The 21,118-nt window shown below is 64.1% G+C and carries 13 protein-coding genes; 2 read left to right on the forward strand and 11 right to left on the reverse strand.

Annotation, left to right across the window (positions count from 1 at the left end; genetic code table 11):
• Window positions 1–72 precede the first annotated feature (72 nt).
• Entirely contained in the window at window positions 73–1,572 is a 1,500-nt protein-coding gene (locus SKA58_RS15985; RefSeq protein WP_009823507.1) for a CoA-acylating methylmalonate-semialdehyde dehydrogenase, read from the reverse strand.
• 94 nt (window positions 1,573–1,666) lie between these two features.
• On the opposite strand from SKA58_RS15985, the gene SKA58_RS15990 reads away from it, so the two are divergent.
• Window positions 1,667–2,551, forward strand: a complete 885-nt coding sequence (locus SKA58_RS15990; protein WP_037543922.1) for a LysR family transcriptional regulator — start codon at window positions 1,667–1,669, stop codon at window positions 2,549–2,551.
• 9 nt (window positions 2,552–2,560) lie between these two features.
• Here the strand turns inward: SKA58_RS15990 and SKA58_RS15995 are convergent, their stop codons facing one another.
• The 10 genes from SKA58_RS15995 to SKA58_RS16040 all read right to left on the reverse strand — a co-directional run bounded on the left by SKA58_RS15995 (window position 2,561) and on the right by SKA58_RS16040 (window position 19,040).
• Entirely contained in the window at window positions 2,561–4,981 is a 2,421-nt protein-coding gene (locus SKA58_RS15995; protein ID WP_156784246.1) for a glycoside hydrolase family 3 protein, read from the reverse strand.
• Between the two features lie 69 nt (window positions 4,982–5,050).
• Window positions 5,051–6,253, reverse strand: a complete 1,203-nt coding sequence (locus SKA58_RS16000; RefSeq protein ID WP_009823510.1) for an MFS transporter — start codon at window positions 6,251–6,253, stop codon at window positions 5,051–5,053.
• Window positions 6,246–7,313 (reverse strand): LacI family DNA-binding transcriptional regulator, encoded by a 1,068-nt coding sequence (locus tag SKA58_RS16005; protein ID WP_009823511.1) that lies wholly within the window; start codon window positions 7,311–7,313, stop codon window positions 6,246–6,248. The genes SKA58_RS16000 and SKA58_RS16005 overlap by 8 nt, the downstream gene beginning before the upstream one ends.
• 7 nt (window positions 7,314–7,320) lie before the next feature.
• Window positions 7,321–8,256: a glycoside hydrolase family 16 protein gene (locus SKA58_RS16010; protein WP_009823512.1), complete on the reverse strand. Its 936-nt coding sequence runs from the start codon at window positions 8,254–8,256 to the stop codon at window positions 7,321–7,323.
• A complete protein-coding gene (locus SKA58_RS16015) occupies window positions 8,253–9,755 on the reverse strand; it encodes a tryptophan halogenase family protein (RefSeq protein WP_009823513.1) in 1,503 nt (500 codons plus the stop codon). Before SKA58_RS16015 ends, SKA58_RS16010 begins: the two co-directional genes overlap by 4 nt.
• Window positions 9,752–10,780 (reverse strand): cupin-like domain-containing protein, encoded by a 1,029-nt coding sequence (locus SKA58_RS16020; protein ID WP_009823514.1) that lies wholly within the window; start codon window positions 10,778–10,780, stop codon window positions 9,752–9,754. The genes SKA58_RS16015 and SKA58_RS16020 overlap by 4 nt, the downstream gene beginning before the upstream one ends.
• Window positions 10,773–11,495 carry a SapC family protein gene (locus SKA58_RS16025; RefSeq protein WP_009823515.1) on the reverse strand — a complete coding sequence of 241 codons (723 nt, stop codon included), beginning with the start codon at window positions 11,493–11,495 and terminating at the stop codon, window positions 10,773–10,775. The genes SKA58_RS16020 and SKA58_RS16025 overlap by 8 nt, the downstream gene beginning before the upstream one ends.
• Before the next feature lie 108 nt (window positions 11,496–11,603).
• On the reverse strand, window positions 11,604–14,570 hold the full coding sequence (locus tag SKA58_RS16030) for a TonB-dependent receptor (protein WP_037543810.1): 2,967 nt from the start codon (window positions 14,568–14,570) through the stop codon (window positions 11,604–11,606).
• A 178-nt stretch (window positions 14,571–14,748) separates the two neighbouring features.
• Window positions 14,749–16,908 (reverse strand): catalase, encoded by a 2,160-nt coding sequence (locus tag SKA58_RS16035; RefSeq protein WP_009823517.1) that lies wholly within the window; start codon window positions 16,906–16,908, stop codon window positions 14,749–14,751.
• Between the two features lie 134 nt (window positions 16,909–17,042).
• Window positions 17,043–19,040 carry a glycoside hydrolase family 127 protein gene (locus tag SKA58_RS16040; RefSeq protein WP_009823518.1) on the reverse strand — a complete coding sequence of 666 codons (1,998 nt, stop codon included), beginning with the start codon at window positions 19,038–19,040 and terminating at the stop codon, window positions 17,043–17,045.
• A 191-nt stretch (window positions 19,041–19,231) separates the two neighbouring features.
• On the opposite strand from SKA58_RS16040, the gene SKA58_RS16045 reads away from it, so the two are divergent.
• Complete coding sequence (locus SKA58_RS16045; RefSeq protein ID WP_037543934.1) at window positions 19,232–20,725, forward strand: MFS transporter; 1,494 nt, start codon at window positions 19,232–19,234, stop codon at window positions 20,723–20,725.
• Window positions 20,726–21,118 lie beyond the last annotated feature (393 nt).

The following is a 21,118-nucleotide window of genomic DNA, read 5'->3' on the forward strand; positions in this document are numbered from 1 at the left end:
TTACGGCGCGTCGCCGGCCGCGTCAAACGGATCGAAGGGGCGCGGCCAGCGGCGCGCACCCCCTTTGCCGCCTTACTTCATCGTCGGAATGACGAAGCTCTGGTCGATCACCGCGCCGCCCGAGGGCCAGCGTTGCGTGATCTTCTTGGTGCGGGTGTAGAAGCGCACGCCATCTTCGCCATATTGGTCGAGATCGCCAAAGCCCGACCGTTTCCAGCCGCCAAAGCTGTGATAGGCGACCGGCACCGGGATCGGCACGTTGATGCCGACCATGCCGACTTCGACATCGGCGGCGAAGCGGCGGGCATAATCGCCATTGCGGGTGAAGATGGCGACGCCATTGCCATATTGATGCTTGGACGGATAGCTAAGCGCTTCCTCAAAGGTTTCCGCGCGCAGGATCTGAAGCACGGGGCCGAAGATTTCGTCCTGATAGCTTTTCATCTGCGGCGTGACCCGGTCGATCAGCGTCGGGGCGAGGTAGAAGCCCTCTTCATAGCCCTGGAGCGAGAAGCCGCGTCCATCGACCACGATTTCCGCGCCTTCGTCCGCCGCCATCTGGATATAGTTTTCGACGCGCGCCTTGTGCTGGGCGGTGACGAGCGGGCCATATTGCGCCTGCGGGTCGCTGGGGATGCCGGGGCGCAGCGTTTCGATCGCGGCAACGAGTTTCTCGCGGAATGCCTGCGCGGTCGCTTCGCCGACCGGCGTCACCACCGGCAGCGCCATGCAGCGTTCGCCCGCCGAGCCATAGGCCGCGCCGACGATATCGGCGACGGCCTGGTCCATGTCCGCGTCGGGCAGGATGATGCCATGATTCTTGGCCCCGCCCATGCATTGGGCGCGCTTGCCGTTGGCGGCGGCGCGCTGATAGACATAATTGGCGATGTCGGACGACCCGACGAAGCTGACCGCTTTGACATCGGGATGGTCGAGGATCGCGTCGACCATGACCTTGTCGCCATGAACGACGTTGAAAATGCCTTCGGGAAGGCCCGCTTCCAGCGCCAGTTCCGCCAGGCGCACCGGGACCGACGGATCGCGTTCGGAGGGCTTGAGGATGAAGGCGTTGCCGCAGGCGATCGCCATCGCGCCCATCCACAGCGGGATCATCGCAGGGAAGTTGAACGGGGTGATGCCCGCGACGATGCCGAGCGGCTGGCGCATCGAATAAACGTCGATGCCCGGACCCGCGCCCTGGGTATAGTCGCCCTTGAGCAGATGCGGGATGCCGCAGGCGAATTCGACGACTTCCAGCCCGCGCTGCACATCGCCCTTCGCGTCGGCGATCACCTTGCCATGTTCGGACGACAGGAGCGCGGCGAGTTCGTCCATATGCGCTTCGATCAGTTCCTTGTAGCGGAACAGCACGCGTGCGCGGCGCTGGGGATTGACGGCGGCCCAGTCGGGCTGCGCCTTTTTCGCGGACTCGATCGCCTGGTCGAGCAGGGCGGCGTCGCCCAGATGGACCTGCGCCTGCACCGCGCCGGTCGAGGGATCGAGCACGTCGGACGCACGCCCGCCGGTGGACGACGCGGCCGAGCCGTGAATGAAATGGGTGATGGAGCGCATGGCTGTTCCTCTCCTTATGTCTCGCGGCGATGATAGACTTTCCCGTTTGGCAGCGATACCGGTATGGGAACACATTGATTGTGCGGAAATGCCCATGCTCAATTCCGATGACCTGCGCCTGTTCCTGGCGGTGATGCGCGAAGGCAATATGCTGGCGGCGGCGCGGCGGGCGGGAATCGACCACAGCACGGTGGCGCGGCGGATCAACGCGCTGGAAACCGTGCTGGCCGCGCGCCTGTTCGACCGCTCGCCCCGCGGCGTCACGCCCACGCCTGCGGCTTTTGCGCTGGTTCCCCATGCCGAGCGGGTGGAAAGCGAATTGCTGGCCGCCGCCGCGAGCGTGGCGGGGCGGGACCGCGATGTCGAAGGCGTGGTGCGACTGGCCACACCCGAAGCCTTTGCCGCCTATTTCGCCGCGCCTCATGTCGGCTCGTTGCGCGACGCGCATGGCCGGTTGACGCTGGAGCTGGCGTCGGAAAGCCGCGCCGCCAGCCTGTCCAAGCGGGAGGCCGACATTGCCGTCATGTTGAAGCCGCCGCCGCGCGGGCGGTTGGTGGCGCGCAAGCTGACCGACTATCGGCTGGGGCTCTATGCTTCGCGCGATTATGTCGCCCGCCACGGCCTGCCCGAAAGCCGCGCGGACCTCAGCCGTCACGTTTTCGTGTCCTATATCGAGGAGTTGGCCGGTTTCCCCGAGATGATGGCGCTGGACCAGATCGTGTCGGGCGCCCCCATTGCCTTTCGCGCCAGTTCGAGCGCCGCGCAGCAATCGGCGGTAGCGGCGGGACTGGGACTGGGCGTGCTCCACCTGTTTGCCGCCGACGCCGACGACCGCCTCGTCCGGTTGCTGCCGGGCGAGGCGGAGGTGTGGCGCAGCTACTGGCTGGTCATCCATGCCGACCTGCAACGCCTGCCGCGCGTGCGCGCGGTGGTCGACTGGCTGGACACCGTCGCCCACGCGATGCGCGAGCGACTATAAGGTTCGCGCCTATTTGGCGACCGGCGGGCAAGTGGGGGTTTCGCCGACGCCTTCGGTCAGGATCGAGCGGATGCTGACCGACAGGCCTGCGTTCGCCGACAGACGCAGCGGCGTGCCGACCGCGTCGAAGGTCGCGCCGGCGTCCGCGAAGCAGCGCAGGGGGACGATCAGGCTGGATGGCTGGCCAACCGGCAGCGCCGCCACCTTGTCGCTGATGTCGAGGCGCGCGCCGCCCAGGCTCAGCGTGACCGGCACGCCCTTGGCCGCGTCGACGCGCCAGTCGATGCGCAGGGCAAAGGCGCCGTTCAGCTGCCGGGTCATGTCGACCGGTGGGCCGTCGATCGCGATGGCGCCGGGACCTGTCCAGACGAACTGGCGCGCATCCTCCTGCGCGGAGATGTCCACGGCGCGGGCCGACACGCTGCTGTCGATGCCGAGCCGCCAGGGATCGACCACCTTGCCGGTGCGCAGGAACAGGCTGTCGCTGGCGGCGGGGCCTTGCTTGACCTTCGGGTCTTCGTTGACCGGACCTTGCGCATGGGGGTGGGCATAGTCGAGGCCATAACCCATCGGGAAAAGCGGCGCGGCGACGGGTGAGCGCGCGTCCGCAGGCCAGGCGAAGGGCAGGCGGCCGGTGAAGTCGCGCGCGCTCTTGCCATCCTTGCCCGCGACCAGCACGTCGGCGACGCCCTGCCCCTGCGTGCCGGGCAGCCAGGCGGCGACGAAGGCGTCGGCGGCGTTGATCTGCGGCCCCATGAACAGCGGGCGGCCTGACAGGAAGACGGCCACGGTCGGGATGCCGCGCGCCTTCATGGCTTTAAGCAACGCCAATTCCTTGTCGCCATTTTTGAACAGCAGATTTTCGGCGTCGCCCTGGAATTCGGCATAGGGATGTTCGCCAAAGACGATGATGGCGACGTCAGGCGTGCCCTGCGCGTCGCCGGCTGCGTTGATTTGCGCGCTGCCGCCAGCCGCCTTCACTGCGTCCGCAATCGCCCGCCCGATCGTCTGGCCGCGCGGGAAGTCGGCGGCGGTCGTGTCGGTCCCCTGCCAAGTGATGGTCCAGCCGCCCGCCTGCATCGCCATATTGTCCGCGCCAGCGCCTGCCACCAGAACCTTCGCGCCAGGCTTGATCGGCAGGACCGACCCTTCATTCTTGAGCAGCACCAGCGATTTTGCCACGGCTTCGCGCGCGATGGCGAGGTGATCGGGCGCGCCCAGCTGCGCCGGGTCGCCGCGTTCGACCTGCGTCTTGCCCATCAGGCCGAGCTTGTACTTGACGCGCAGGTTGCGCCGGACGGCGTCGTCGAGCCGCGCCTGCGAAACCTTGCCCGCGCGCACGTCGCGCACCAGGCTGTCGAACAGACCCTTCCAGCTGTCGGGCGCCATATAGAGGTCCAGCCCAGCGTTGAGCGCGGCGGCGCAATCGGTGACGGTGCAGCCGGGAATCTGGCCATGGCCGTTCCAGTCGCCCACGATCAGCCCTTCAAACCCCATGCGCCCTTTCAGCACATCGGTCAGCAGGGTGGCATTGCCATGGTTCTTGACGCCGTTCCAACTGGAGAAACTGGCCATGACGGTGAGCGCGCCCGCGTCGATCGCGGCGGGATAGCCCTGCGCATGGGTGCGGATCAGTTCGGTTTCGGAAATCTGGGCGTCGCCCTGATCCTTGCCATTCTTCGTCCCGCCATCGGCCAGAAAATGCTTGGCGGTGGCAGCGACGCGCAGGGACCCAAGCGGTTTGCCTGACACCAGCTTGCCCTGAAGCCCGTCCACCATGGCAGTGGCATAGGACTTCACCAGTGCTGGATCGGCGGCATAGCCTTCATAGCTGCGACCCCAGCGCAGATCCTGCGGCACGGCGAGCGTGGGCGCGAAGGTCCATTCGATCCCCGACCCGGCGATTTCGGCGGCGGTCGCCTGTCCGATGCGGTGGATGAGATCGGGGTCGTGGGTCGCGCCAAGGCCGATATTGTGCGGAAAGATGGTCGCACCCGGCACATTGCTATGGCCGTGCACGGCGTCCACGCCAAAGAGGATGGGGACGCCCGCGCCTGCCTTCATTGAGGCGGCGCGATAGTCGTTCACCATCCTGGCCCAGGTGGCGGCGTCAGCGCGTTCATCGCCATAGGGCCCGCTATTGCCGCCGGCGAGGATAGAGCCGAGCGGATAGCGGGCGAGGTCGGCTGGTGTGACCGAACTGATGTCACCCTGCACCACCTGGCCGACCTTCTGTTCGATGGTCATGCGCGCAAGCAGCGCGTCGATCGCCTTTTCCGTGGCGGGGTCGGTGATGGCGGCGGGGCTGTGCGCCTGAGGCCAAGCGGCCGGATTGGCACGGGCCGCCGCAGCTACGGCGGGCGCCTGCTGCGCGGATGCCGCGCCGGTGAGCGCAAGGGCGCTGGTGAGGAACAGAGCGGCAAGGCGCATGGACATCCTTCCTGACTTTATCTTGTGAACGTTCTCAATATTAAGTCCTGTCACCTCAACGCAGGAAAATCAAGCCTGCCGATCAGACGCGCCGATAGACACACCGCGCAACAGCCAGGCCGCGCCCAGCGCCAGCAGCGCCATGACGGCAAAGAGCGCCGGGAAACCCAGCAGCGGCACCAGCCCCAACGTCAGCGAAGGCATGATGAGAGAAGGCACCGTGTTGGTGAGATTGAAGAGGCCAAGGTCCCGCCCGCGATAGCGCGCATCGGGCAGGACGCGCAGGGTTTGCGCGCTGTGCAGGGCAAGGAAGATATTGGTCGATACGCCAAAGACCAGGAAGCCCGTTGCGGCCGCCCCGCCTGTCGTGGCGAGCGCCATCAGCGCCAGCCCGACCGCGCCCACCACCGCGGAGATTTGCAAGGGTGACGTCGGACGGCGCCTGGCGTCGGCGGCGTAGCCAGCCGCAAGAGCCGCCGGCGCGGCGAGCAGCAGGACGATCGCGAGCAACCGGGCGACGCCGGCGTCGCCGAACCCGGCGTCAATGCCGCGCAGCCAGACATAGAGATAGGCAAAGAGCGCGGCTTCGGAAATCTGGATGAGCAGCCGCGCGAACCACATGCGGGTGGCCATCGCGCGCAACATCGGAATGGGGGCTGCGGCTTGGGCCGGGCTTTGCGTTTCATGTCCCGGCGCGCGGCCTGCGCCAAAGAGGATGATCGGCGCGATGCAGGCGGCGGTGATGGCGGTGACCCATGTCAGCCGCGCGGACGGATCGGCAAAGCCGGGGATCGTCACCAGCGCGCCGGTCAGCGCGCCGCACGCCGGCGCGAAGGCAAGCAGCCCGCCTAGCAATCCCTTATGCCGGTCAGGCACGACATCGCCAGCCCAGGCGGCGAGCGGACCCAGCATCATGTTGAGCGCCACCTGCCATCCAATGATGAGCGCGGTGAGGACAGGCAAGGTGGTGGCGTGCGGCACCAGCATCAGCAGCCCGCCCGACAGAAGCAGTCCGGCCAGCACCCAAGGACGCCGCGTGCCGCTGCGGTCGCTGGCCCATCCGAACAGGATGTTGGCGATGCTGGCGGCGATCGCGCCGATGAATGTCGTGACGGCGAGCCAGTGGACGCTGGCGGGGCCGGCGATCAATTCAATGCGGACGGGCAGCAGGATGGTGAGGAAAGGCGTGTAGGCGATCGCCGCGCCCGCCCAAGCCAAAGCGTAAAGCGGCAGAAAGCCCCGGCCGCTGACGAGCGGCACGCGATCAGTCACGCGGTGCGGCGGTCGATCCGCGCTCGACGAGGGACATGGGCAGCAGGACCGGCGGCGGGGGGGGCGCGCCATCACGCTGGGCCTGGATGAGCAGGCGGACCGCCGTGGCGGTGGTTTCTGAAATCGGTTGATCCACGGCAGTGAGCGGTGGCGTGGTGAAGCGGACGAGCGGGGTATTGTCGAAACTGACCACGGACAGGTCGCGGGGGATGTCCAGCCCGGCGTCGCGCGCCGCTTCGATGGTGGCGAGCGCCATCTGGTCATTGCTGGCGATGATGGCGGTGGGCGGTGCTTCGCGTTCCAACAACGCGCGCGCCGCCCGCGCCCCCGAGGCATAGCTGAAATCCCCCGCTTCCAGCAGCCCGTCGCAGGAGAGGTCCGCCGCCGTCATTTCCGCGCGCCAGCCATCGACGCGCCAGCCCGCCAGCCGATATTCCGCCGGCCCGGCGATAAAGCCGATGCGGCGATGGCCAAGCGCCAGCAGGTGCCCCGTCGCTAGCCGCGCGGCGCCTTCGTCATCCATCGATACCCGCACGCCTGGAGGGCAATGGCCGTCTTCATCCCCCAGTGCGCCGATGCGGGCATAGGGGACATGGTGGCGGGTGAGGATGCGCAATATTTCCTGATTGTCGCTATGGGGCGGCGTCAGGATCGCGCCGTCGGGCTGAAGCGCGGCGAGCGCGGCGCCCAGTTCGCGTTCCAGATGATCCTCATGCGTGTCAACGAGTTCGAAGATCAGGCGATAGCCATGCTCCGCGCATTCCAGCATCCCGCCCAGCAGCATCTGATCGACCCAGTCGGTGCCTTGTCGTGCGCGCCAGTCGGCAATGGTGCGTTCCCGGTCGTTGAGCGCCAGGATCAGATAGGATCGCGATCCGCTCATCCGCTGGGCGGCGATCGAGGGAACATAGCCCAGCCGGTCGATCGACGCCTGCACCCGTTCGCGCATTTCGGGGCGGACATTGGGTTCATTGTTGATGACGCGGCTGACCGTCTGCAACGACACCTGGGCATCGGCAGCAACATGCTTGATCGTGACCGCCAGCCGCCGCCGCGCCATAAATGCCTTATCGCCCCCCGCTCGGCGCCTTGGCGCGCGCGTCCTTTTGCCACACGCGCACCCAATCGACCTGCATCATCTTGGGGAAGCCGCCGCTGTCGACGCCCCCGTCATTGCGTCCTTCGGGCAAGTGACCGCCAATGGCAAGATTGAGGATCAGGTGGAAAGGCCGGTCAAAGGGCGCGCCGGGGGCGTCGGAACCAAGACTGTGCCACTCATGCGGCGCGCGCCGGGCATAATCGACGCCATCGATGCGCCAAGTCATGCCATCGGCGTCCCATTCGACCTCATAGACATGGAAGCCATCGAGCGCGCCCGGCATGGCGGTTTCATCGCCGATATAGCGGTTGCGCGGCGGCTGCCCGCCGAAATGAATGGTGCCGAGTACGCGGTTTTCGGTCCCGCCGGAACAGGAGGGGCAGGGCGTGCCAAGATTGACCGCCTCCATGATGTCGATTTCGCCCGAGGCCGCCCAGGCGCCATAGTCCCAGCCTTCCGGCAGCATCCAGATGGCGGGCCATGTCCCCTGACCCTGCGGCAATTTTGCGCGCACCTGCACCTTGCCATAGAGCCAGCCGGCCTTGCCATCGGTGGACAGGCGCGCAGAGGTGAACGGCTTTGTGTTGGTCGCCTGCCGTTTTTCCGGCGTGGTGCGCTGGTCGGGCGGAAAGGCGGGGCCGCTATGCGTTTCGCGCCGGGCGATGATCGACAGCAGGCCATCTGCGACGCGATGATTGGCGGGGGCGGGGGTGTAGCATTGCCGTTCCGCATTGCCGCCGCCCCAGCAATTGTCGGCAAGGTTCCATTTGGCGGCGTCAAGTGACGCGCCGTCAAATTCGTCCGACCAGACGAGCGACCAGCCGGCGCCCTCCCTGGGTGCCTGGGCCGCGGCGGCGGAACTGGCCATCAGCGTGGCGGCGAGGAGGAGCGCGCGCATCATCATGCCGCCGCCACATCCTGAGCACCGCAATAGCGCGCGACATAGGCGCCATGGTCGGGGAGGGCGGAGACGGTCCGGGATACCTGATCGCGCAGCGCGGTAAGCAGATGCTTCAGTTCCTGCGGGCGCAGCTTTGCGGCGACGGGATGATAGCTTTGCGGCGTGATCCCCTGTCCCATCATGACCTGCACCCAGCTGTTTTCGGCGAACAATTCTTCATTCTTGCGGAAGACGCGGCCGGTTTCGCGGAACAGCTCCATCTTGTGCGTCAGGCTGTCGGGCACGGACATGGACGCGCAATGCCGCCAGAAGGGCGTGTCGCGGCGGTCGGTCGCCTTGTAATGCAGGATCAGGAAGTCGCGTATCTGTTCCATGTCCGCCATCTGCTGATCATTGAATTCGGCAATGTCGCGCGGGCTGATGGCGCCGGCGGGCAGCATGCGCAGAATGCGCAGCACTGCGCGCTGGATAAGGTGGATGGAGGTGGATTCGAGCGGTTCCATGAAACCGCCTGAAAGGCCCACCGCGACGCAGTTGCGATGCCATTGCCGCCGCCGCGCGCCCGTGCGGAAGCGGATGGGGTTGGGCTGCACCAACCGGTCGCCCTCGACCGTTGCGAGCAGCTGATCCTGCGCGGCCTGCGGCTCCATGAAGGCGCTGCAATAGACGATGCCGTTGCCTTGCCGGTGCTGGAGCGGGATGCGCCATTGCCAGCCCGCGTCATGCGCGATCGCGCGGGTATAGGGCACGGGCGCGCGCACGCTGGCGGTCTGGACTGCGACCGCGCCGTCGCAGGGCAGCCAGTGGGTCCAGTCGTCATAGCCGGCATGGAGCGCCCCTTCGATCAGCAGCGCGCGAAATCCGGTGCAGTCGATGAACAGGTCGCCTTCGATCCGCCGGTCGCCGTCCAGCCGCAGCGCCGCGATATCGCCGCTTGCGCCATCAAGGTCGACCGCGACGATGCGCCCTTCGATCCGGGTCGCGCCGTCGCCTTCGGCCATGGCGCGCAGGAACTTGGCATAGAGGCCGGAATCGAGATGATAGGCATAATTCATTCGGTCGTCGGGCAGGTGAGCAAAGCGCCCCGCCATCGCCGCCTTCAATTCCAGGCAATACTCATCATAGGGCGCGTCATGGCCCTGCGCCGCGCCGTGCATCCAGAAATGCTGAAAGCCCGCCGACCAGTGATCCTTGCCGGTGCCGCCGAAGCTGTGGAAATAGCTTTCGCCCGGCACGCGCCAGTTTTCGAACTGGATGCCCAGCTTGAAGGTCGCCTGGGTCGCGCGCATGAAATCGGCTTCGTCGATGCCCAGGATGCGGTTATAGGCGACGAGGGGTGGGATGGTGCTTTCGCCTACGCCGATCGTGCCGATCTGTTCGCTTTCAATGAGCGTCACCTGCGCCACCGGACCCAGCGTGCGGGCGAGCGCGGCGGCGGTCATCCAGCCGGCGGTGCCACCACCGGCAACGACGATGCGGCGGGGGAGGGACGGCTGTGTCATTGCGACAGGCTCCTCAGCAGAAACTGGTGCATGCGGGCGGCAGATTGCGCATCGAGCGGGGCGAGCACGCCTTGACCCTGCGCGGGAACATGGTCGCGCGCGTCCGCGCCGCCGGAAAAGACATAATGGTCGAACATGGCCCGCCACACGGCGCGTTCATGGTCGGGCAAATCGCGGATCGTCATGATCGCATGGTGCAGCGCGTTGTTGGGCTGGCCCAGATAGCGTGGGCTGTCGCGCCACCAATAGTTCATCAATATGTTGAAGCGCGCCAGCCCTTCGACATGATGATACCAGAGAGATGGGATGAAGAGCGCGTCGCCGGGCTCCAACTCGGCGACCTGCGCATGGGCGATCGCGTCGCGAAATCCCGGATGAAGGGTGAAGTCGGGCGCGGCGAAATCCACCATCGAAATGGGCCGCCCGGCCGGGGTGATGTCAATGGGACCAAGATAGAGATTGGCGAACTGATCGGGCGGGAACAGGGTAAAGCGCCGCCGCCCCGCCACTACGCACGCCAGATTGCCGGGAAAATCATTATGCGCCGCGATCCGCGTCGCATTGCCGATCCATAGCGACAGGAGGGGCGTGCGTGCGCCCAAATCGAGCCCGTTATCCTGCGCGACGCCGTCGAAAAACTGATGGACGTCGACCGAGCCCAAATAGACGGTCGGCACCTGATCGGCCGGCAGATTTTCCGCCTTGTCGAAACCAGCGAAAATGTCGGGCAGGCGCCCCTTGCCCATGCGGAAATTGACGCCCATCGCATCGTCATAGAATAGCCGGCCGCCAATGTCGGGGCCAGCCATCGAGACGGTGAAGTCGATCGGACGGGCCTTGTCCGCCAGATAGGCGCGCACCGCCCGATCACCCTGCCGCGCCGCCTTCACGAGCGGCCAGTCGGCGACCAGCCCGCGCACGACGAAGGGCGTTTCTTCGCTGGCGAGCAGCGCATCAAGCGCCGCCGCTTCCGTCACCTTCAGCTCCCGCACCGGGGGCAGGGCGGCGGGGGCGGGTTCAGCCATGGGCGATCCGGTGGTTCTTGCGCACGACCAGTTCGCTGAACTGCGCGACGGACGCGACGGCCATGAACAGCGGCATCAGATGCCCCGCGCCGTGCAGGTCGGCGAGTGCATCAGCGTCGAGCGCCTGCAGTCGATCTTCATTGACGATGTGAAAGCCAACAAGGCTATTGTTCGATCCGTCGATCAGCGGCACGTCGATAGTGAAGGGTTCGAGCAGGTCATGCCGCACGAGCGCGGCAAAAAAGTCTGCGCTGGCGCGATAGGCCGCGTCGAGATCGCCCAGGCGTTGGGCGATGAGGTCGAGATAGGGGCTGGGTTTGCCGGCGGCGTCGAAGAGCGCCTCGCCATCCTCCCCGTCGTGCAGGATGCGCGGGCTGGCCATGTCGATATGGACCTGACCGCCCGCTTGGCCATCGGCGCTCCGCCCGATCAGGAAAGGTTGCACCGCCTGGGCCAGAGGCTTGTAGCCCGCGTCCCAGTGGCCTTCCTCAAGGAAAAGATTTTCGCCATTTTCAAATCCGAACAGCGCGACTGCGCTGAACGCGCCGCTGGCCTGATCCCGGCGGAAGAGGATGGGGAAATGCGCCTGCGCCTGGCGAAATTCGGCGGGCATCAGCAGGCACGCCATGACGCCGTCGCCCAGCTCCGCCGCGCTGTCGGTGCGCACGCGCAGATCGCGATGGTTGAGGGAGTCGAGAAGCTGGTGCTGGCTCATGACAGGCGGGACGCTCCAATGCTTGGCCCCGCCCCGATGGCAAGGCCGCGCCGGATGCAATGCCCGGCGCGGCCTTGTCCCACCCCGCAGGACGGTGATCAAGCCGGGTCAGAAATTGACGCGAATGCCCGCGCCATAACGGGCATAGCCCGGTGAGGCGAAGAAGACATTCTGGTCGCTGCGCAGATGGCCGCGACGGCTGGACCCGGTGAGGTTGATCGCCTCGACAAAGGCGGTGTAGCCCTTCTTGAACTCCCAGCTCGCGCTGGCGTCGACCTGGCCATAGGCTTCGACATAAAAGGGATTGGGGCCGGTGCCAGACAGGAATTCGTCACGCCAGTTATAGGCGACACGGGCCTGAATGCCGTTCTTGTCATAGAAGAGAACCGCGTTGGCGCTGTCCGACAGGCCGGTGAGCGCAAATTGCGCAACGCTGGACGGCTGGCTGTTGTCGTAGGTCGCGTCACCCCGGACGATGGTATAGTTGAGGATGGTACCAAAGCCGGTATCCCAGAAATTATGCTGGATCGCGAATTCAAAGCCATAGAGATGCGCGGTCTGATCCGAGTTGATCGGGGTCGTGACCTGGAAATTGACCGGATTGTCTTCCGGCAGGCCCAGGATCTTGCCGGTATAATTGCCGGTCACAGGATCGAAGCTCTGAATTTCCACCGACGAGGGATAGTTGGCGAAGATATAGTTGCGGATCGCCGTCGTGCTGGCGCCAGCGCCAAGCGCAGCGACCGCCGCCTGGTAGCGCGGACCATCGGCCGGGTTGGTGAGGCCGAAGGCGTCGGTATCAACTCGCGTGCTGGAGATGAAGTTGCTGACCCGCTTGTCGAAGAAGCCGACCGACAGATAGCTGGCCGGGGCATAATACCATTCGGCCGACAGGTCGATATTCTTGGACTTGTAGGGCAGCAGGCCCGGATTGCCGCGCGCGCCGGTGCCGCCGCCGATGCGGAACAGCTGGTCGAGCGTCTGACCGCCCTGCATCGAGGCATAGTCGGGCCGGGTGATGGTGTGGCTGTAGCTGGCGCGCAGCTTCACATTGTCGATCGGTTCGAAGTCGACGTCAAAGGCGGGCAGCCAGTTGTCATAATCGCCCCGGAAGGTGGTGAAATCGCTGCCGCCGCCAAAGACCAGGTTAAATTCGTTGATCGACACCCATTCGGTCGCCGTCGGCACCGGCACCAGCGCCGATGATTTGATCTTGGTCTTTTCATAGCGCAGGCCGGCGCGGAAATGCGCCGGGCGATTGGCGACGTCGAATTCGAAATTACCCTGGATATAGGGGGCGACGGTGCGTTCGCGGATGCGGCGGTCGACGGTGAAGGAGGAGAGGCAATTGCCGTCGCCGCCGCAGATGCCGTTCAGATCATCGAGGAACGACACCATTTTTTCGAAGTTGAACGTGTAGAATTGCTGGATCATCGCCGGGTCGCTGGCGCCCGACACGCCCTTGAACTTGTCGGGGATGCTCGTCAGCGTGAACAAGTCGTCGGGCATCTGTTCCTTGGTGGTGGAACCGGCCCAGGTATCGTTCTGGATATAGCCATAGGCCGAACGCACCTTGTTCTCGATATAGGTCACGCCGAAATCGAGGCTGTCGAGAATCGAATTGTCGAAATCATAGCTGCCGCGCAGCTGCGCTTCGTTGATGCGATCCTTGAAATAGGCGTTGCGGAAGGCGTTGCCGGTCGCCTGGATATTGCCCGCGTCCAGTGGGTCAATGCCGTCATGCATGGTGACGGAAATGACCGGCAGGTCGTTGGTATAGTCGACCGTCTGGCTGGCGACGCCGAAAATGGCGGTGCCGACCGACGTGCTGGTGCCGTAGGGATTGTTGGCGCCGGACACCGCGGTCGAGTGATGCGCATCCAGTTCCAGCCGCAGGCCGCCGGGACCGTCCCAGGCGATATTGCCGCCCAGTGACTTGTTTTCAGACCGATTTTCAGTCAGCGATCCCGAATAGGACAGGTCCTTGCCCTCATTGACGCCGAACCGCTCGGTGTAGAAATTGGGTCCGGCGACCGGGCCGTCGGTCCAGCTGCTCGACACATCGTTGAAGTTGAACCAGATGCCTACGTTCGAATTGCGCACCTGAACAGTGTTGCGCGAATAGGTATAGTCGATCGTCGCCGTCAGATTTTCCGCCGGGCGGACCTGGAGCACGACTTGCCCGTTCAGGCGTTCGCGGCTGATGTCGTTGAGGTCATAGCTGGCGTTCTGCTGGACCTGATAGACGTCGTTGGGGCCGGGACGATTTTCGATATTGGCGAAACGCGGGTCGCCCTCCATCGGCAGCGAACCCCAGTTATTTTCAGACCCCAGATAGCCGTCGCGCCATCCGACATTGGCTTGGTTCACGCTTGCCTTGCGCTTTTGCCACGATCCGGTGACGGCGATGCCGAACAGGCCATCGGCGAAGGTATCGGAAATGATGCCGGACAATTCGGGCGTGATCGGGTCGCTGTTGTTGCGCGAGCTGTCATAGACGCCCTTGACCGCGAAGCTGCCGCGAAGACCGGGACGATCGAGCGGGCGGGGGGTCTTGATATTGATGGTCGAGCCGATGCCGCCGGTGGGAAGCGTCGCGCGGCCGGATTTGTAGACTTCGACGCCTGCGACGCCTTCCGACGCCAGATTGGCGAAGTCGAAGGAGCGGCTCGCCGGCGCGCTGGCGCCGTCGCCCAGGCTGGATGTCGGCATCTGGCGGCCGTTCAGCAGCACCAGGTTGAATTCTGGGCCGAAGCCGCGAACGGTAACGGTCGACCCTTCGCCATTGGAGCGGTCGATCGATACGCCGGTAATGCGCTGGAGCGATTCCGCCAGGTTGGTGTCCGGAAATTTGCCGATATCTTCGGCCGAAATCGCGTCCACCACGCCCTGCGCGTCGCGTTTGATATCGCGCGCGGCGGACAGGCTGGCGCGGATGCCGGTCACGACGATTTCGGCGGGCTGGTCGTCGATCGCCGCGTCCTGGGCGAAGGCCGACTGACTGCCGACAGCCATCGCAACGGCTGACGCGCCGCAGACAAATGCCGACACACGATGTGCTTTGGAAATGCGCATATATCCCCTCCCCCGTGCCGCGACTCGGCATCTGGTGCGTTGTTGTGAACGTTCACCTATTTGATAACGTTCACTTGGTCAAGCATTGCGCAAGATGCAAAGGGGAGTGTGTTATTACTGCAATAGGCAGGTACAGGGCAGATTTGGGTCCGCCCTGTTCTTCGCCTGCCGCAATGGCTCAGTCGGTCATCGCGTCAAGATCGACCTTGCTTTCGCGGTCCCAGAAGCGCAGCGGCCCAAGCGCAGCGACAAAAGCCTTGGCATCATCGGCGGATTTGAGGCCCATGCAGCCATCGTCCAGATCCTCCGCTATCCCAGCCTTCACCAGCAGCGGCTTGGCCTCGGGCGACAGGCCCATAAACTTGCAATGGGCAAAGGCGTCGGCGACGAAATCCTTGGATGGCGCGTCCTTCGACAGCAGGGCTGCGCCTTCGTCCGATACGATCACCGCGACCGCGTCATAAAGGACCGACGGCCCGCCATCGATCTTCTGCTGCGCGGGGAGCAGCGCCCCATCGCTCAGCGTCGCGCCGCCAATCTTGGGCGCGATCACTTCGCACAGGGCGTCCGCCGCCTTCACTGCATCCATCAGCGCCTTCACCAGTGCGGCATCGGCGCCATCGCTCACCAGCAGACCCAATTTGCGGCCGGCGAAATTGTCGGGGCCGTTCTTGACGATGCTGAGCGCGTCGGATGGCGGCAGATCGGTCTTGGGCGAGACCGCAGCCTTGGCCTTTTCGGGCAGGGGCAGGCCAAGCCCGCTGGCGACCGTGTCGGCAAGGCCATCGTCGATATGCATGAGATGCGACAGCATGCGCGAGCGGATGTCGGGCCGCTCCACCTTGGACAATTCAAAAACCAGCGCGTCGCCGATATGCTTTTGCTCGATCGGGGTCTGGCTGACGTAGAATTGCCGCGCCTGGCTGTAATGGTCAGCGAAGCTTTCTGGGCGGATGCGCAGCTTGTCGCCATCAGGCGATGCTGCAATGCTGGTAAAGCCGCGCGCCGGGTCTTCACGCGGGCCGCCCTGCGTGGGCCCCCAGCTATTGGGCTCATAATTGGCGCGGCCGGCGGGATTATGCATGGCCATATGCCCGTCCTGCTGAAAGTGCGCGAAGGGACAGCGGGGCGCATTGACCGGCAAATGCGTGAAATTGGGCGAACCCAAGCGTTTCAACTGGGTGTCGAGATAGGAGAAATTGCGGCCCTGGAGCAGCGGGTCGTTGGTGAAGTCGATGCCGGGGACGATATTCTGCGTGCAGAAGGCAACCTGTTCGGTCGTGGCGAAGAAATTGTCCACCTGCCGGTCGAGGACCAGGCGGCCGACGATCCGCACCGGCACCAGTTCCTCTGGAATGATCTTGGTCGCGTCGAGCACGTCAAAGTCGAAAGTGTCGGCAAAATCCTGGTCGAAGATCTGGACCCCCAGCTCCCACTCGGGGAAATCGCCGGCGTCGATGGCGTCCCACAGGTCGCGGCGGTGGAAATCGGGGTCGGCGCCGTTCAGTTTGACCGCCTCGTTCCAGACCACCGATTGGAGACCGAGCTTGGGCTTCCAGTGGAATTTGACATAGGAGGATTGGCCGTCGGCATCGACCAGACGGAAGGTGTGGACGCCAAAGCCCTCCATCATGCGGAAAGAGCGCGGGATCGTCCGGTCCGACATGATCCACATGACCATATGCATGCTTTCCGGGCTGAGGCTGATGAAGTCCCAGAAATTGTCATGGGCGGTCTGCGCCTGCGGAAAGCCGCGATCGGGCGCGGGCTTGGCGGCGTGGATCAGGTCGGGGAATTTAATCGCGTCCTGGATAAAGAAGACCGGGATATTATTGCCGACAATGTCCCAATTGCCTTCCTTGGTGTAGAGCTTTACGGCAAAACCGCGGACGTCGCGCGCGACGTCGGGCGACCCCTTGGACCCCGCGACGGTGGAGAAGCGCACAAAGGCCTCGGTCTTTTCGCCGACGCGCTGGAAAATGTCAGCGCGCGTAATGTCGGACAGGCTTTCGGTCAGTTCGAAATAGCCATGCGCGCCATAGCCGCGGGCGTGGACGACGCGCTCGGGAATCCGCTCATGGTCGAAGTGGAAGATTTTTTCGCGGAAATGAAAGTCCTCCAGCAGCGTCGGGCCGCGCGCACCCTGTTTCAGGCTGTTCTGGTCGTCAGCAACCGGCACGCCTTGCGATGTTGTCAAAACTGCGCCGCCATCCTGCGCGGTCTGATGCGTTTCGCCGCCCTGACCCTGTTCTTTCTGGAAGCTGTCCGACAGATCGGGCGCGGCATCCTTCCCCTTTTTGCCAGTAGGGGATGCATTGCTGCCTGTGTGCGTCGCCATGGAAATCGGTCTCCTGTTGGTCGTCATGACCCTGCGACCACGAACCACCCGCGATGACCGATGTTTCCGACAAATGTTGCGATACTGATGGAGATTAGGAAGATTGTCCTTTCCGGTGGATCTGGAGGTACTGGTCAGGTCGTGACAGGCTTAACCCGCCAATAGGTTGCATAGCGTTCATGCGCGATGCGGTGATAGGGGATCAGGCGCACCGGCGCGCCATCCTCCGCCGGGATCGTGAATTCCAGCGGACCGTCGCCAGGCTTCACCTGCTCGGCCAGGCGCTTGGGATCGCCAGCAAGGACGGGGACCGCTACGGCTTCGTCATTATAGTCACCATATTTGCGTTCGTTGACGATGATGTCGGCGCCCGGGTCGAGCCCCTGCCGGCCCAGCGCGCCGGCCAGAACCAGCGGGCCATAGGTGAATGCGACGATATTTGGCGCGGCCGGCGCGCTTTCCACGCCCGGCATCATGTCGAGGGTCAGTTCGACCCGGTCGCCATCCCGCCACAGCCGCGTGACTTCCAAAAAACGCCCCGGCGCGGTTGATCGCAGCACCTCCCGACCGTTGACGCGGACCGTTGCCGTAGGGCTCCAGCGTGGGTGGCGCAGGTGCAGCGCGATCTCGACCGGCGTGCGCAATGTCCATTTCAAGCTGGTCGACGGCGTGTCGGGGAAAGATGTTGCCTGTTCCAGTCGCGCGCCTTTGTCCGCCCACTGGACGGCGGAGGGCAGGAACAGGCTGACATAAAGCGACCGGTCATCATGGAAATAAATGGAATCGCGATATTTGACGTGGTTTTCCATACCCGTACCGGTGCAGCACCAGAAACTGTCCTCTGGCGTGTGGTAGAGTTTCATATATCCCGGCCGCGCGCCTTGGAAATACGTGGCCATGCCGCTGTCAGGGTCCTGCGAGGCGAGAATGCCATTATAAAGGGTGCGCTCGTAATAATCGGCATAGTCGGCCTGCGGATCCTGCATGAACAGCAGTCGCGCCAGTTTCAGCATATTATGCTGGCAGCAGGTTTCCGAACCTTTGGCCGAAAAGACATGGCTTTCAAAGTCAGCCATGGCGAAGAAATGTTCATTGTCGCCATGCCCCCCCGTGGCGAAGGACCGGGTGTGCGCGACCGTGCGAAAGAAGAAATCCGCCGCCTTCGCATAGCGATCGTCGCCGGTTTCTTCATAGACGCGCTGAAATCCTACGATTTTGGGCACTTGCGTATTGGCGTGCATGCCATCCAGCAAGTCCTTGCCCGCAACCAGCGGTTCCATCACCGCCTTGTGCGAAAAGCGCCGGGCGAGCGTGCGATACTCCTCTTTCCCGGTCATGGCGTACAAGTCAGCGTAGATTTCGTTCATGCCGCCATGTTCGGTCGCCAGCATCGCTTCGAACTGCGCGTCGCTCAGCGGGCGTGTCGCAACGACACCCCAGTCGGCGAGGCGCAAGAGGACTTCGCGAGCCTCCCTGCTGTCGGCAAGGAGCGCCGCGTCGCGCAATCCCGCATAGATTTTGTGCAGCGTGTACCAGGGCACGCCGGTAATCGGTTCGCCGTTGATATGCGCTGCGACCAGGGCAGGTCCATCGGGAAAGGCGCAGATAAGGCCCGAATGCGCGGCTTTCTGGCACGCGGCCAGTTCGCTCGCGATATAGTCCAGGCGCTGTTTGAAGCGGCGGTCCCGCGTCGATCGGTAGGCCAGTGCGCAGGCGGACAGATAATGGCCCAGCGTATGCCCATGGCAGTTGATCTCTGCCCAGGTCGGTTCCGATTCCCATCCGCCATAGACCGGCGCCTTGGGCTTCAAGCCGGCGTTGATCCGAAAATTATGCAGCATGCGGTCGGGCTGAAGCCGCAGCAGATAGGTCTCCGTCATGCGTTGGGCATGCAGGAACGGTCCATCGTCCAGGGTGACGTCGGCCATGTCGAACGGTTTGAGGGGAGCCGGTCGTACCGGGGCGGAAGGCGCGGCCTGCGCGAAAGTCGGCGCTGGAGAAAGCATCGTCGCGGCGCCGGCCATGACGGTCGCCGCGCCCGCGCTGCCCAACAGATCGCGCCGCGAAGGGCCAGTACAGGATGGGGTCTTGGGCACGGCTTGTCTCCTGTTGCCGGCGCCTGACCGCGCCATTTCCAAGGCAATAGCTTATTACTCATACAAAATACAAGGTGACTGTCAGCCGATTTCGGGAGCAAGGAAGCGACAAGGCGAGGGTCGCATGTATTCGTATGCGCCCTTGCCTAGCCTGCGCGCCCATGTCAGCGCTAGGGGCAGGCGCAGGCGGCGCAAGGCCGGCCGCGGCGGGACGGGAAGGGGAAGGCATGGACAAGCCGCGTCAGGGCTTTGCCGGGCTGTGGAATATCAGCTTCGGATTTTTCGGCATCCAGATCGGCTTTGCGCTGCAAAATGCCAATATGAGCCGCGTCTTCCAGTCGCTGGGCTCCAGCATCGACGATCTGTCCGCGCTTTGGGTCGCCGCGCCTTTGACCGGCCTGCTGGTGCAGCCGGTGATTGGGCATTTGTCGGACCGCACATGGCTCGGGCGACTGGGGCGGCGGCGGCCCTATTTTCTGGCCGGCGCAATCCTGGCTGCGGTCGCGCTGCTGGCGATGCCGCAAAGCCAAAGTCTGTTGATGGCGGCGCTGCTGCTGTGGATGCTGGATGCCAGCCTCAATATCTCGATGGAGCCGTTCCGCGCCTTTGTCGGCGACATGCTAGGCAAGGATCAGCATGTGGCGGGCTATGCGGTGCAGACCGCGTTTATCGGCGCGGGCGCGGTGGTGGGGTCGCTGTTCCCCTATGCGCTCGATCATCTGGGCGTTTCCAATGTCGCGGCGGCGGGCGCCGTGCCCGATACGGTGCGCTACAGTTTCTGGGCGGGGGGCGCGGCGCTCTTTGGCGCGGTGCTCTGGACCGTGCTGACGACGCGCGAATATGCGCCCGAACAATTGCGCGGCTTTGACGGCGGAAGCGACGCGCTGGTCGGGCCCGACCTTGCCGGTCGCCGGATGACGCCATGCTGGGGCTGGATTGCTGCGGGCCTTTTGGTTGCGGGGTTGGTCAATGCCTGGAACATGGAAAAGGAAGTCTATCTTCTCGCCGCGCTATTGGCGGGCTATGGCCTTGCAAGCATGGGCGCGATTGCGTTGGCGCGTGCCGGTCACGCCGACACGATGCTGGCGCATATCGTGGGCGATGTCGCGGCGATGCCGCCGATCATGCGACGGCTGGCGGTCATCCAGTTTTTCAGCTGGTCCGCGCTGTTCATCATGTGGATCCATACCACCCCGGTCGTTGCGCAATATATGTTCGGGTCGGCCGATCCGGCGAGCGCGGCCTATCAGGCGGGCGGTAACTGGGTGGGTGTCTTGTTTTCCGTCTATAACGGCGTGGCGGCTGTGGCGGCGCTGACGCTGCTGCCGGGGGTCGCGCGGCGGATCGGCCAAGCGAAGACCCACGCGCTGTGCCTGACCGTCGGGGCGGCCGGATTTACGAGCTTTCTGGTTGTACGCGATCCCCATTGGCTGTTGCTGAGCGAAGTGGGCATCGGCGTCGCCTGGGCCTCCATCCTCGCCATGCCCTATGCCATGCTGGCGTCCAGCCTGCCGCCGGCCAAGATCGGCATTTACATGGGCCTGTTCAATATCTTCGTCGTATTGCCGCAATTGCTGGTCGCTACGGTCATGGGCTCGATCATGAAGGCGTTCTTCCCCGGCGCACCGATCTGGACAATGGCGTTCGCGGCCTTGACGCTCCTGATCGCAGCCGGAGCATCGCTGCGAGTCGCACCTATGGGGAAGGCCCGAATCACTTAATATCACCCAGGGCAGCGGCAATTTCCGTTACGGAAAGGGTTTCATTTCGCCACGATTGCAGATTTTGCAATCGCAACAAAGCCATTCGCACTTGCGGCAAAATCGATTTTATATGAAAACGACCCTGCCTTTCAGGCATCCTCTCCTAAAACTTTCACGGGCTGATCTTCGGATCGGCCCTTTTTTTCAAGAATTTACTTGTTCGCTACGGCAGTCAGCGCGGGGGTGGTCCATCTGATTTCCCGGCGTGGCTCGAGAATGGACAAATAAGCTGGTTGAGCCGCAGGGCGTCCTGCGCGCCGGACGCGAACAGCGCGCAGAGCCAGTCCAGAAATCTTGCTATCCGAAGCATGATCCTCTCCATCATTTTCTTTGGCACCGATCATATCATAA

It is taken from the genome of Sphingomonas sp. SKA58 (assembly GCF_000153545.1).
Taxonomy (GTDB): domain Bacteria; phylum Pseudomonadota; class Alphaproteobacteria; order Sphingomonadales; family Sphingomonadaceae; genus Sphingobium; species Sphingobium soli.

Coding starts and splice junctions, on each gene's coding strand:
- SKA58_RS15985 (WP_009823507.1), bottom strand. CDS start 1,572: ATGCGCTCCATCACCCATTTCATTCACGGCTCGGCCGCGTCGTCCACC.
- SKA58_RS15990 (WP_037543922.1), top strand. CDS start 1,667: ATGCTCAATTCCGATGACCTGCGCCTGTTCCTGGCGGTGATGCGCGAA.
- SKA58_RS15995 (WP_156784246.1), bottom strand. CDS start 4,981: ATGCGCCTTGCCGCTCTGTTCCTCACCAGCGCCCTTGCGCTCACCGGC.
- SKA58_RS16005 (WP_009823511.1), bottom strand. CDS start 7,313: ATGGCGCGGCGGCGGCTGGCGGTCACGATCAAGCATGTTGCTGCCGAT.
- SKA58_RS16010 (WP_009823512.1), bottom strand. CDS start 8,256: ATGATGATGCGCGCGCTCCTCCTCGCCGCCACGCTGATGGCCAGTTCC.
- SKA58_RS16015 (WP_009823513.1), bottom strand. CDS start 9,755: ATGACACAGCCGTCCCTCCCCCGCCGCATCGTCGTTGCCGGTGGTGGC.
- SKA58_RS16020 (WP_009823514.1), bottom strand. CDS start 10,780: ATGGCTGAACCCGCCCCCGCCGCCCTGCCCCCGGTGCGGGAGCTGAAG.
- SKA58_RS16025 (WP_009823515.1), bottom strand. CDS start 11,495: ATGAGCCAGCACCAGCTTCTCGACTCCCTCAACCATCGCGATCTGCGC.
- SKA58_RS16030 (WP_037543810.1), bottom strand. CDS start 14,570: ATGCGCATTTCCAAAGCACATCGTGTGTCGGCATTTGTCTGCGGCGCG.
- SKA58_RS16035 (WP_009823517.1), bottom strand. CDS start 16,908: ATGGCGACGCACACAGGCAGCAATGCATCCCCTACTGGCAAAAAGGGG.
- SKA58_RS16040 (WP_009823518.1), bottom strand. CDS start 19,040: ATGGCGCGGTCAGGCGCCGGCAACAGGAGACAAGCCGTGCCCAAGACC.
- SKA58_RS16045 (WP_037543934.1), top strand. CDS start 19,232: ATGGACAAGCCGCGTCAGGGCTTTGCCGGGCTGTGGAATATCAGCTTC.